We start from the raw sequence: 12349 nt of genomic DNA, 5'->3' as shown, positions 1-12349 counted from the left end.
GCTGCCCCCCAGGGGGGCGTTTTTGTCTTGGGGCGGCCCGGCGACAAAAAGGGCCCCCACGCCGCGCCTTCGGCTTGCTGCCCCCCGAGGGGGCGTTTTTGTCTTGGGGCGGCCCGGCGACAAAAAGGGCCCCCACGCTGCGCCTTCGGCTTGCTGCCCCCCAAGGGGGCGTTTTTGTCTTGGGGCGGCCCGGCGACAAAAAGGGCCCCCACACTGCGCCTTCGGCTTGCTGCCCCCCCAAGGGGGCGTTTTTGTCTTGGGGCGGCCCGGCGACAAAAAAGGCATACCCAGCGATAACGCTGCGTATGCCTTCATCATCGTGCCATTCTGCCGAGAACGGCGTCCAACGCGATGAATCTCCGCACGGGGCGGATGATTATTTCTGGTTGGTCATGTGCGACGGCACCACCCACTCGTCGAACTGCTCGGCCGTCAGGAAGCCCAATGCCAGTGCCGATTCACGCAGCGACAGGTTTTCCTTGTGGGCCTTCTTGGCGATCTGGGCAGCCTTGTCGTAACCGATGTGCGGGTTCAGGGCAGTGACCAGCATCAGCGAGCGGTTGACCAGTTCGGTGATGCGGTCGCGGTTGGGTTCGATACCGACCGCGCAGTGCTCACCGAAGCTCGCCATGCCGTCAGCCAGCAAACGCACCGATTGCAGGAAGTTGTGGATCACCAGCGGCTTGAAGACGTTCAGCTCGAAGTTGCCGCTGGCGCCACCGATGTTGATGGCGACGTCATTGCCCAGCACCTGCGCGCCCAGCATGGTCAGCGCTTCGCACTGGGTCGGGTTGACCTTGCCCGGCATGATCGAGGAACCCGGTTCGTTTTCCGGAATGCTGATTTCACCCAGGCCGGAACGCGGGCCGCTGGACAGCCAGCGCACGTCGTTGGCAATCTTGATCAGGCCGGCAGCCAGGGTCTTGAGCGCGCCGTGGGCAAACAGGATGCCTTCATGACCCGCCAGCGCCTGGAACTTGTTGGGCGCGGAAACGAAAGCCACCTTGGTATCGCGTGCCAGTTCGTCGGCGACGCGCTTGCTGAATTCCGGGTGGGCGTTCAGACCGGTACCGACTGCCGTGCCGCCAATGGCCAGCTCGTGCAACACGGGCAGCGTGGCGCGAATCTGGCTTTCGGCGATTTCCAGCTGGGCAACCCAGCCGGAAATTTCCTGGCCCAGCGTCAGCGGCGTGGCGTCCTGCAGGTGGGTACGGCCGATCTTGACGATATCGCGGAAGGCCTCGCTCTTGGCTTGCAGGACGGCCTTCAGCTTGGCCAGCGCCGGCAGCAGGTGGCGCTCGACCTCGACGGCGGCAGCCACGTGCATGGCGGTGGGGAACACGTCGTTGGACGACTGGCCACGGTTCACGTGGTCATTGGGGTGCACCTTGCGGGCTTCGCCGCGTTCGCCGCCCAGCAGTTCCGAAGCGCGGTTGGCCAGCACTTCGTTCATGTTCATGTTGCTTTGCGTGCCCGAACCGGTCTGCCACACGGACAGCGGGAATTCGTTGGGCCACTTGCCGGCGATGACTTCATCGGCAGCCTTGATGATGGCATCGGCCTGGCCAGCGTCGATCTGCTTCAGTTCGGCATTGACGTGAGCGGCGGCGCGCTTGACGCGGGCCAGCGCTTCAACCAGTGCAACCGGCATCTTTTCGGTGGAAATCGAGAAGAAATGCAGCGAACGCTGGGTCTGCGCGCCCCACAGGTGCTCGGCGGGCACTTCGATGGGACCGAAGGTATCTTTTTCGATGCGGGTGCTCATTTGATTGCTTGACTCCACTGGATACGGCCAGGCATCAATTCCGGGCCGATTTCATTGAGAATGAGAATGGAACGACTGATGAACTAAACGCCCGCTAGGATAGCAGAACCGGACAGCCCATATCACCGGAACGCCATTCCAACCACCGATTCCGGCACGACGCCTGCCGCCGTCCATCCTGCCTGCGCGCTCTTTCCCCTCTTTCCCGCCCCTTCCCGCCACGCAAGCCGGGCGCGCGCCTCGTTCTCGTCCCTATAATGGCCGCCTTGCCCGCATCACCTCCGGAGCCGACATGCCCCCGCCTGCCCAGCACACGCTGTATCTGCCTGACGAAACTGCCTCCGAAGCCCTGGCGCGCCGCCTGGCGCCGCTGGTATGCGACCGTCCCGATGCATCCGCAGCGCCCGGCCCGGGCGCGGGCGGCCGGATCCACCTGCGCGGCGACCTGGGGGCCGGAAAAACCAGCTTTGCCCGCGCACTGTTGCGCGCATGCGGCATAAGCGGCCGAATCAAGAGCCCAAGCTACGCGTTGCTTGAATCTTATAAAGTTTTTAACTTATACTTGTATCATCTTGATTTTTATAGATTTAGCGAATCCAGGGAATGGCTGGACGCCGGATTCAGGGAAATCCTGCGTGAAGATGCCCTTGTTTTGATCGAATGGCCAGAACGTGCCGGCGATCTCCTGAGCCCGCCAGATCTAGAAATTTCGCTGGAATACCTGGACGATGGACGCCGCGCGGATCTGTCGGCCCATACCGAAAGAGGGCTTAAATGGCTGAACGCAATCCTCTCACCCGGCCCCTGATACCGGCAGACGCGACGCGTCGCCGCTTGCTTGGCAGCGCCATGACGCTGCTGCTCGTTCCCGTGATCCCGCGCACCGCCCGCGCGGCCAGCATTCTGGCCGTCCGTACGTGGCCCGCGGATGACTACACCCGCATCACGCTGGAACTCGACAGCGCCCTGAAGGCCGAGCACTTCACGCTGGAAAATCCCCACCGACTCGTCGTCGACATCGAAGGGCTGACCCTAGACCAGGCGCTCAACGAACTGGTTTCCAAGATCAAGCCTGACGATCCCTACATCGCCAGCGCTCGAGTGGCCCAGAACCGCCCGGAAATCGTGCGTATCGTCTTCGACCTGAAGCAGGCCATCGCGCCTCAGGTCTTCACGCTCAAGCCGGTCGCCGAATACCAGTATCGCCTGGTACTCGATCTGTATCCGAAGGTCGCGCAGGACCCCTTGCTGGCCATGATGAACAGCAAGAACCTGCCCGCCGAGGAAGACCCGCTGGCCCGGATTCTCGAAGACCTCTCGAACCGCCCTGGCGGCACGCCGGCGCAGCAACCGCAACCTGCCGCTCCTCAGACCGGTGGCCAGATTGCCACGGCCCCGTCGCGCTCCGAACCCGCCGCACCGGCAGGCGGGCGCGCCCCGGCGGTCCATACCTCGAACCGCCGCCGGCCGCTGACGATCGCGCTCGACCCTGGGCATGGCGGTGAAGACCCCGGCGCAACCGGCCCTGGCGGCACACGGGAAAAGGACGTCGTGCTCAGTATTGCCCACATGCTGAAGCGACGGATCGACTCCACGCCCGGCATGCGCGCCTTCATGACCCGCGATGCGGATTTCTTCGTGCCGCTGCATGTACGCGTACAGAAGGCTCGCCGCGCCCGCGCCGATCTGTTCATCTCCATACACGCTGATGCCTGGACCCGGCCAACCGCACGCGGAACGTCCGTATTTGCCCTGTCGGAACGCGGCGCCAGCAGTACCATGGCGCGTCTGCTGGCCAACAAGGAAAATGCCGCCGACCTGATTGGCGGGGTCAACCTTGGCAGCCAGGACGCCAACGTCGCCAAGGTTCTGCTTGAACTCTCCACGACCGCGCAGATCAACGATTCGCTGCGCTTTGGCAGCACGCTGCTGCGCGAACTGGAAAAGATCAACACGCTGCACAAGAAGAACGTGGAACAAGCCGGCTTTGCCGTGCTGAAGGCCCCGGACATTCCTTCCGTGCTCGTGGAAACCGCGTTCATCAGCAACCCGGGCGAAGAACGCCTGCTGCGTACCGCTGCCCACCAGCAGAAGATCGCGGCCGCCATTCATACCGGTATCCAGGGCTTCTACGCCGCCAACCCGCACATTGCAGCGCTGGATCGCGAAATCAGTTAAAAATGCGTTCATGCAAGAACGCAGAATCATCCATGCCCTGCCCGATCTGCTCATCAGCCAGATCGCGGCAGGCGAGGTCATTGAACGACCCGCCTCCGTCCTCAAGGAACTGCTGGAAAACGCCATAGATGCGGGCGCCAGCGCCATTACAGTGCGCCTGGACGGCGGCGGCATACGCCGTATCGCCGTGACCGACGACGGCTGTGGCATCCCTCCCGAAGAATTGCCGCTGGCCCTCACGCGTCACGCCACCAGCAAGATAGGCTCGCTGGCCGACCTGGAATCCGTGGCATCCATGGGCTTTCGCGGGGAAGCTCTCGCATCCATCGCGTCCGTGGCCTACCTGACGTTGACCTCCCGGACCGCCCAGGCCAGCCACGCCTACCAGATCCAGGGCCTGCAAGGCCAGGCCGAACCCGCAGCCGGCCCTGGCGGCACGACTGTCGACGTGCGCCAGCTGTTCGACAACGTGCCCGCCAGGCGGAAATTCCTGCGCAGCGAACAGACCGAATTCGGCCATTGCGTCGATGCCTTCGAACGCATTGCCCTGGCGCACCCGCATATTGCCTTCCAGTTGTTCCACAATGACCGCGCCGTACGCCAATGGCCCCAGACCGATCCCCTGCAACGCATCCGCGACGTGCTGGGTGAGGAATTCGCCCGCCAGGGGCTCGCATTGCATGCGGACATCGGGGCAGCCGCCCTGTCGGGCATTGTCCTGGAACCCACTGCCTCACGTGCTCGCGCAGACCGCCAGTATTTGTACGTAAACGGCCGTTTCGTGCGCGATCGCACCGTTTCCCACGCCATACGCAGTGCGTACGCCGATGTTCTGCATGGAGATCGGCAACCTGCATACGTGTTGTTCCTGACTGTTGATCCCACCAGCGTGGACGTCAATGTGCATCCGGCCAAGAGCGAAATCCGTTTTCGCGACAGCGGTGCGGTGTACCGTTTCGTCATGCAGCAGGTCAGCCAGGCCCTGGCCCACGGCGCCGGACAACTGGGCAACACCACCGCCACCGAGCCGTCTCACAGCGTCGAGCCGAACGTCCAGCCGTCCGTGATGCCCGCCATGCCCGGGCAAGCTGACATCCCCCCTGGCGCGGCAGCTCCCGACAGTACGCAACACCCCGCGCCGGCCCAATATACCCAGCAATCGCCGCTGTACCTGGCCGAACCGCAGCGACGCTATGAGGCCGGCTCATTCGACTGGCAACGACATTACCGCCCCCTGGAAGCCGACGCGCCCAGCAACACCACGGCAGCCCCCGCCACGGGCGTTGGAACATCAGCCCACACGCCCTTCGCTCCGGCCATGGCTGGCGCCACGCCTGCCAGCCTGCCCGCCTTCGCACCCGCCACTGCGGCACAGGCCGACCCGGCCTCTCAGCCACTGCCTGCGACCGGCGACGACCTGCCGCTGGGCATGGCACTGGCGCAACTGCATGGCATCTATATCCTGGCGGAGAACCGCCACGGGCTGATCCTGGTGGACATGCACGCCGCGCATGAACGCATCGTCTATGAACACCTGAAAAATGCCATAGACCAGAATGGCCTGCCGCGCCAGGATCTCCTGGTACCGGTGGTCTTCAGTGCGCCGGAAAAAGACGTGGCGCTGCTGGAAGAATATGATGCCCTGCTGACAGAATTCGGCTTCGAGATGCGGCCGGCCGGCCCCAGCGCCGTCACCGTGCGCAGCGTGCCCGCGCCGCTTGCCGATGGCGATATCGAATCCCTCGCCCGTGCCGTACTTGCCGACCTCGCCAGCGTCGGCATGTCGCGCCACCTGACGGAAAAACGCAACGAACTGCTCTCCACCATGGCCTGCCACGGCTCCGTGCGCGCCAACCGCAAGCTGACCCGCGAGGAAATGAATGCGCTGCTGCGGGACATGGAAGCCACGGAACGCGCCGGCCAATGCAACCATGGCCGCCCGACCTGGGTGCAGTGGAACCTGCCAGAACTGGACCGCCTGTTCCTGCGCGGGCAATAACGCAATTTCATGAACGCACCTTCCCTTCCCATTCTTTGCCTGGCCGGCCCCACCGCCGCCGGGAAAAGCGCCGCCACGCTGGCCCTGGCACAGCGCTGGCCGCTGGAAATCATCAATGTCGATTCCGCCACCATCTATCGCGGCATGGATATCGGCACGGCCAAGCCGAATGTCGCAGAGCGCCAACAAGTGCCCCAGCACATGCTGGATATCCTTGATCCTGCTGACAGCTACTCTGCCGCCGCCTTCCGCAATGATGCCCTGGCCCTGATCAACGCCATTCTGCAGCGCGGCCGCCTGCCCCTGCTGGCCGGCGGCACCATGATGTATTACAAGGCCTTGCGCGAAGGCCTGGATGATCTACCCGAAGCCGACCCCGGCCTGCGCGCGGAACTGGAAGCACGCGCAGCCGCCAGCGGCTGGCCTGCGCTGCACGCCGAACTGGCGCGCCTGGACCCGGTAACGGCTGCTCGCCTGGCACCGAACGACAGCCAGCGCATCCAGCGCGCACTGGAAGTCTGCCTGCTGAGCGGACAGCCCATGTCTGCGCTGCTGGGACGCAAAGACGATGGCAACGGATCGGCGGGACAGGCCGCGCGCCCCTACACCTTCCATACCATCAGCCTGGAACCTTCCGACCGCCTGGCCCTGCACCAGCGAATCGCCCTGCGTTTCGACCAGATGCTGGAACAGGGTTTTGCCGAAGAAGTCCGCCAGTTGCACCAACGTGGCGATCTGCACCCCGGCCTGCCGTCGGTACGCTGTGTCGGCTATCGCCAGATGTGGTCCTGGCTGGACGGCGAGATTGCCCTGCCGCTGGCGCGCGAGCAGGCCATTGCCGCCACCCGCCAGCTGGCCAAGCGGCAAATCACCTGGCTGCGGGCCCAGCCGGAACGACAGGCTGTCGACTGCCTGACCAGAGATGCCCAGGCCCAGGCGGTGGACGCTGCGGCGCCGTGGCTGGATGCCCTGGCCCGCGCTTACCGCCCCTGAGGCCGGCCCTTCCCCGCCAGGCAGCACCCGCCGCAAACGGCGAATTCAGCCAGGCTACTGGCCGTGTTCGCCCGCACCGCCCGGCACACCATCGACCCTGCTGGACGCAACGGCCACTGGCGTGCTGACAGGCCGGGCCAGCGACACCGTCGTATCGTCCGGCAAAATGACACGCGCCCGGCCTTCGTTCTTGGCACGGTACATGCGCTGATCGGCCAGTTCGATCAGTGTGGGCCAATCCAGGACTTCGTCATGCATGCGCTCGGCCACGCCGACGGAGGCCATGATGGCGGTACCGTCCTCGGTTCGCCCCAGGCCACCCTGGCGCAGGCGCTCGATGAAGTAAGGCAGCTGCGACACCGACATGTTCGGCAGGATGATCACGAACTCTTCCCCACCCCAGCGCACCAAGACATCGCTACTGCGCAGATAGCCGCGCAGACTGCGCACCAGGCTGCACAAGGCGCGGTCGCCGGCATCGTGCCCGAAACGGTCATTGATAGCCTTGAAGTGGTCGATATCTATGAAAGCCAGTGCCAACGGCGTCTCGGAATTGGCCGATTGCATGAACAGGCGTTCCAGGCTTTCCACCCCTGAGCGGCGCGTCAGCGCATCCGTCAGCGGATCGGTATTGGCCCGGTGAACCAGGCTCTTCATGTAATGCAACTGACTCATGCTGGAAAACATGGCAATGCCTGTCATCAGCGCCATGAACCAGAGTGTCGCACCATGCTGGGCCCAGGAAAGCTGCTGGGCATCGCCCATGGTCATACCCATGAGCGCCGTGACCAGCGCGGGCAGCGCAAACAGCAGGACTTCCAGCGCAGACAACGGAAATATCGCCAGGCCGCCCAACACCACAGTCGGCATCAACGCATAGATCTGCATCATCAGAAACTGCGCATCGGTCAGCTCCAGGCCGCCGGTCAGGCGCAGGGCCGCCAGGTAGAACAGGCAGGGCACCACCAACATGCAGGCCAGCATGCCCAGGGCGCGCTTGTATGGATGGCTGCCTGTCAGTGGGCGCGGCTTGGCCATCTGGAAGAAGACGACACCGGCAGCCAGACGCAACACCAGCAGCGCCAGCGCCTGCGGCCAGGGAAAGACCACCAGGTCGATCACGCCGCACAAAGGCACCAGCACGAAAAAAAGGACGGAGAGCAACTGAATGCGCGCCGCAATCACAGAGGCCGCATGCCTCCGTATCGACAGCGGCAGCCCCAGGGGAGACGCCAGCGACATGAGCTGGCCCGCCGTTGGCTGGGTCGGCGCAACAATGTTATCCGTAACGTAGCGCCAGAATCGACGAATTCGCAACATAGCAGCTGTATGTGAATCCGGCCCGCCGGCAGCGCCCGCGCCAGCAGCGCGTCAGCCCAAACCGGACCAGAAGGCAGGGCCGTCCGCGAACAGCGGGCCGCCCTGCACTTCTGCCCAGGCAGGAAAGATCAGAGGACGACGGTACCCGGCGCACCCTCGGCACGCGGAACGATCTCGCCGATGCGGAAGACCTGTTCGCCATTCGCAGCCAGCGTGCCAGTCACCGTTTCCGCCTGATCGGCGGCGACCACGATCACCATGCCGATGCCGCAGTTGAAAACACGGTGCATTTCCTGGTGATCCACGCCGCCCTCGCGTTGCAGCCAATCGAACAGCGCCGGACGCTGCCAGGCGTCCGCATGCAGGCGGGCCTGCCATTGCGGCTGCAGGATACGCGGCACGTTTTCAAGCAGGCCACCGCCAGTAATGTGAGCCAGGCCCTTGATGGACTCGCCATGCGCTTCGAGGGCCGCCAGCACCGACTTCACGTAGAGGCGCGTCGGCGCCATCACGGCATCGCCGAAGGGCTTGCCATGGAAATCGTCTTCGGGGCGGGCACCGGCGCGTTCGATGATCTTGCGGACCAGCGAATAGCCGTTGGAATGCGCGCCGCTGGACGCCAGGCCCAGCACGACATCGCCCGAGGTGATGGACTTGCCGTCGATGATCTTGGATTTCTCGACAGCGCCGACGGCAAAGCCGGCCAGATCGTATTCGCCGTCGGGGTACATGCCCGGCATTTCCGCCGTTTCGCCACCGATCAGCGCGCAGCCGGACTCCTCGCAGCCCTTGGCGATGCCGCCGACCACGGCAGCCGCCGTGTCCACGGACAACTTGCCGCAGGCGAAATAGTCAAGAAAGAACAACGGTTCGGCGCCTTGCACCAGGATATCGTTGACGCTCATGGCCACGAGGTCGATGCCTACCGTATCATGGCGGTTCCATTCAAAAGCCAGGCGCAGCTTGGTGCCTACGCCATCGGTTCCCGAAACGAGCACTGGCTCGCGATACTTGCCGGGAACCTGGAACAGGGCGCCGAAGCCCCCTATGCCTCCCAACACGCCAGCGCGCATGGTGCGCGCTGCCAAGGGTTTGATGCGATCAACCAGCGCATCTCCGGCGTCGATATCGACGCCTGCGTCGCGATAGGTCAGGGAGGACTTGTTTGTCTGGGCCATGGAAAAAACCGTCGAATATGTAAAAATCGCAGCGTTTCGCTGAATAAGAAGTTGATTTTACGATGAACCGCCACTTGCGCCGCGCAATGACCCTGAATTCCGTCAAGAAAGGATCGCTGGCATGAGCCGTCAGCTCCTGCTGGACGTGCTGCCGGCGCCTGCTCCGTCCCTGGAAAACTATATTCCCGGGCCAAATATCGAGGCGCTGCAGGCCGCCAACGACCTTGCCCCGGGCCGTGCCCTGTACCTGTGGGGCGCGGACGGTTCGGGGCGCAGCCACCTGCTGCGCGGCCTGACGTCCCTGCCGGGACTACGCCATTATTTTCCTGCCGCCGGTTCGACCGATATCCTGCGCCAGCTTGCCGACAGCGACGGCAGGCACGCAGACCTGATCGCCATCGACGACGTGCAGCAACTCGACGAGGCTGCGCAGGCTGTCGTATTCGCCCTGTACAATCGCTGGCGCGAATCCGCCGCGTCCCCGCATGCATTCTCGCTGGTACTCGCGGGTGACCGTGCGCCGCTGTCCATGCCGTTACGCGAAGATTTGCGTACCCGCCTGGGCTGGGATCTGGTCTTTCGCCTGGAACCGCTTTCCGACGCCGACAAGCTTGCCGCCCTGCAATTGCAGGCGGAAAGCCGCGGCGTCAACCTGACACCGGAAGTGCTCAACTGGATACTGACGCACCTCGAGCGCGACATGCGGAAACTCTCCCGCCTGATTGACGAGCTTGATCGCTACTCACTGTCTGCACGCCGGCCCATCACCATTCCATTGCTGCGGACCATGCTCGCAGACCCGAACACCAACCGACAATGAAGCCCAACTCACCGACACGCCTTGCCCTGTTCGACCTGGACCACACCCTGCTGCCGCTCGACAGCGACTACCAATGGGCCGAATTCCTGGCACGCACCGGGCGCGCCGGCGATCCCGAGATCGCCCGCCAGCGCAACGAGGACCTGATGGTGCGCTACAACGAGGGCAACCTGACGGCCGAGCAATCGGCCGAATTCATGCTGGGACTGCTGTCCCCGCACAACCCCACCGACCTGGCCCGCTGGCATGAAGACTTCATGCGCGAAATGATCTGGCCCGCGATCCAGCCCAATGCGCTGGCGCTGGTGCGCGGCCACCTGGAAGCCGGCGACCTGGTTGCTATCGTCACCGCCACCAACAGCTTCGTGACCGCCCCCATCGCCCGCGCCCTGGGCGTGCAGCACCTGGTGGCGACCGAAGCCGAATACATCGGCGGACGCTATACCGGCCGCATCCTCGGCACCCCGAGCTTCCGCGAAGGCAAGATCACCCGTGTCCAGCAATGGCTGGCCACGCTCGGCCAAAGCCTGGCAGACTATCCGGAAACCTGGTTCTACAGCGACTCGATGAACGACCTGCCGCTGCTGGAAGTTGTTTCTCATCCTGTCGCCGCCAACCCCAGCGACGAACTGCGCCGTATCGCCACCGATCGCAAGTGGCGCATCATCGACCTGTTCTCGCAATTGGCGGACCAGAAATCCTGATAAACGCATGATCACAGAAACCATCAAACGCTTCGTGAGCCGGCTGCGCCGCCCAACCGGGCCAGCCCGCATCCCGGTGGAACGACACGGCATAGACCCGCGCCACGTCTCGCGCAACGCCGTCAAGGTCTGCGAAACGCTGCGCCATCAAGGCTATGACGCCTATATCGTGGGTGGTGCCGTCCGCGACCTGATCCTCGGGCTGGAGCCCAAGGATTTCGATGTGGCTACCAACGCCACGCCCGAGCAGATCCGCCCGCTGTTCCGCCGCGCCCGCATCATCGGCCGCCGGTTCCAGCTGGTCCACGTCGTCTTCGGCCGCGAAATCATCGAAACCTCGACCTTCCGCGCGCCGTCCAGCGGCGAACAGGAAACCGACGAGCACGGCCGCATCCTGCGCGACAACGTGTTCGGCAACCAGGAACAGGATGCCGTGCGGCGCGACTTCACCATGAACGCGCTGTACTACGACCCGCTGACGCAGACCGTCATCGACTACCACAATGGTGTCGAAGACCTGAAGCAGCGCGTCATCCGCATGATCGGCGACCCGGCCACGCGCTACCGCGAAGACCCCGTGCGCATGCTGCGCGCAGTGCGCTTCGCCGCCAAGATCAGCGGCAGGATAGACGACGCCACCCAGGCGCCGATCTCCGGCCTGGCCGCACTGATCGAGAACGTCCCGGCATCGCGACTGTTCGACGAAATGCTCAAACTGCTGACCTGCGGCCACGCCATGGACTGCCTGCAGCAACTGCGCAGCGCCGGCCTGCACAAGGGTTTGCTGCCGCTGCTGGACGTGGTGCTGGAACAGCCCGACGGCAAGCGCTTCGTGACCCTGGCGCTGGAACGCACCGACGCTCGGGTACGCACCGGCAAGACCGTCAGCCCCAGTTTCCTCTTTGCCGCCCTGCTGTGGCAGCAGGTGGCTTCGCGCTGGCATGAACTGGAAACGCGCGGCGAACATCGCATTCCAGCGCTGGTCCAGGCCGCGGATTCCGTCCTGGAAGAGCAAACCGGCAAGCTGGCCATCCAGCGTCGCTTCACGGCCGACATGCGCGACATCTGGTTCATGCAGCCGCGCCTGGTACGCCGTCCGGGCCGCGCCGTCTGGCGCCTGGTCGAACAACCCCGCTTCCGCGCTGCCTGCGACTTCCTGCAACTGCGCGCTGCGGCCGGCGAGATCGACAGCGTAGACGCACAATGGTGGATGGACCTGGCCAACGCCGATGACAGCCTGCGTGCGGAAATGATAGACGGCCTCGCGCAACTGCCGCGCGATACCGACGGCGATGCTCCAGCCGCGCGCAAGCCGCGCCGGCGCCGCCGCCGTCCCAGCAATGCCCGCCCTTCCAGCAATCCACCCGATAACGCCGCCTAGGCCGAGATCGC

The 12349-nt window shown here is 64.3% G+C and carries 10 protein-coding genes; 7 read left to right on the top strand and 3 right to left on the bottom strand.

The genetic code is table 11. The features are described from left to right. Window positions 1-376: 376 nt before the first annotated feature. Window positions 377-1765 (bottom strand): class II fumarate hydratase, encoded by a 1389-nt coding sequence (gene fumC, locus EV679_RS07455; protein ID WP_068368639.1) that lies wholly within the window; start codon window positions 1763-1765, stop codon window positions 377-379. Between the two features lie 292 nt (window positions 1766-2057). Between fumC and tsaE the strand changes: the two genes are divergently transcribed. The 4 genes from tsaE to miaA are packed head-to-tail and all read left to right on the top strand — an operon-like array spanning window position 2058 to window position 6935. Beyond that, window positions 2058-2573 (top strand): tRNA (adenosine(37)-N6)-threonylcarbamoyltransferase complex ATPase subunit type 1 TsaE, encoded by a 516-nt coding sequence (gene tsaE, locus EV679_RS07450; RefSeq protein ID WP_130486886.1) that lies wholly within the window; start codon window positions 2058-2060, stop codon window positions 2571-2573. Next, window positions 2540-3943 (top strand): N-acetylmuramoyl-L-alanine amidase, encoded by a 1404-nt coding sequence (locus EV679_RS07445; RefSeq protein ID WP_130486885.1) that lies wholly within the window; start codon window positions 2540-2542, stop codon window positions 3941-3943. The genes tsaE and EV679_RS07445 overlap by 34 nt, the downstream gene beginning before the upstream one ends. Before the next feature lie 10 nt (window positions 3944-3953). Further along, window positions 3954-5942 carry a DNA mismatch repair endonuclease MutL gene (gene mutL / locus EV679_RS07440; RefSeq protein ID WP_068368647.1) on the top strand — a complete coding sequence of 663 codons (1989 nt, stop codon included), beginning with the start codon at window positions 3954-3956 and terminating at the stop codon, window positions 5940-5942. 9 nt (window positions 5943-5951) lie between these two features. Beyond that, window positions 5952-6935 (top strand): tRNA (adenosine(37)-N6)-dimethylallyltransferase MiaA, encoded by a 984-nt coding sequence (gene miaA / locus EV679_RS07435; RefSeq protein ID WP_130486884.1) that lies wholly within the window; start codon window positions 5952-5954, stop codon window positions 6933-6935. Window positions 6936-6989: 54 nt separating this feature from the next. Here miaA and EV679_RS07430 read toward each other — a convergent pair whose 3' ends face one another. Continuing rightward, window positions 6990-8255, bottom strand: a complete 1266-nt coding sequence (locus tag EV679_RS07430; protein WP_130486883.1) for a GGDEF domain-containing protein — start codon at window positions 8253-8255, stop codon at window positions 6990-6992. Between the two features lie 128 nt (window positions 8256-8383). After that, on the bottom strand, window positions 8384-9433 hold the full coding sequence (gene purM / locus EV679_RS07425) for a phosphoribosylformylglycinamidine cyclo-ligase (protein ID WP_130486882.1): 1050 nt from the start codon (window positions 9431-9433) through the stop codon (window positions 8384-8386). 121 nt (window positions 9434-9554) lie between these two features. On the opposite strand from purM, the gene hda reads away from it, so the two are divergent. The 3 genes from hda to pcnB are packed head-to-tail and all read left to right on the top strand — an operon-like array spanning window position 9555 to window position 12338. After that, entirely contained in the window at window positions 9555-10253 is a 699-nt protein-coding gene (gene hda / locus EV679_RS07420; protein WP_068368660.1) for a DnaA regulatory inactivator Hda, read from the top strand. Further along, window positions 10250-10957, top strand: a complete 708-nt coding sequence (locus tag EV679_RS07415) for an HAD family hydrolase (protein WP_068368663.1) — start codon at window positions 10250-10252, stop codon at window positions 10955-10957. The genes hda and EV679_RS07415 overlap by 4 nt, the downstream gene beginning before the upstream one ends. A 7-nt stretch (window positions 10958-10964) precedes the next feature. Next, complete coding sequence (gene pcnB / locus EV679_RS07410; protein ID WP_068368666.1) at window positions 10965-12338, top strand: polynucleotide adenylyltransferase PcnB; 1374 nt, start codon at window positions 10965-10967, stop codon at window positions 12336-12338. Window positions 12339-12349: the final 11 nt, after the last annotated feature.

This window comes from Kerstersia gyiorum (assembly GCF_004216755.1).
GTDB classification, from domain to species: Bacteria; Pseudomonadota; Gammaproteobacteria; order Burkholderiales; family Burkholderiaceae_B; genus Kerstersia; species Kerstersia gyiorum.
Note: the sequence above shows the minus strand (reverse complement) of the source record. Positions and strands in the feature narration are given on the sequence as shown.

Excerpts from the sequence above, each read along its gene's own strand:
- fumC (WP_068368639.1), bottom strand. The coding sequence starts at position 1,765 with ATGAGCACCCGCATCGAAAAAGATACCTTCGGTCCCATCGAAGTGCCC.
- tsaE (WP_130486886.1), top strand. The coding sequence starts at position 2,058 with ATGCCCCCGCCTGCCCAGCACACGCTGTATCTGCCTGACGAAACTGCC.
- EV679_RS07445 (WP_130486885.1), top strand. The coding sequence starts at position 2,540 with ATGGCTGAACGCAATCCTCTCACCCGGCCCCTGATACCGGCAGACGCG.
- mutL (WP_068368647.1), top strand. The coding sequence starts at position 3,954 with ATGCAAGAACGCAGAATCATCCATGCCCTGCCCGATCTGCTCATCAGC.
- miaA (WP_130486884.1), top strand. The coding sequence starts at position 5,952 with ATGAACGCACCTTCCCTTCCCATTCTTTGCCTGGCCGGCCCCACCGCC.
- EV679_RS07430 (WP_130486883.1), bottom strand. The coding sequence starts at position 8,255 with ATGTTGCGAATTCGTCGATTCTGGCGCTACGTTACGGATAACATTGTT.
- purM (WP_130486882.1), bottom strand. The coding sequence starts at position 9,433 with ATGGCCCAGACAAACAAGTCCTCCCTGACCTATCGCGACGCAGGCGTC.
- hda (WP_068368660.1), top strand. The coding sequence starts at position 9,555 with ATGAGCCGTCAGCTCCTGCTGGACGTGCTGCCGGCGCCTGCTCCGTCC.
- EV679_RS07415 (WP_068368663.1), top strand. The coding sequence starts at position 10,250 with ATGAAGCCCAACTCACCGACACGCCTTGCCCTGTTCGACCTGGACCAC.
- pcnB (WP_068368666.1), top strand. The coding sequence starts at position 10,965 with ATGATCACAGAAACCATCAAACGCTTCGTGAGCCGGCTGCGCCGCCCA.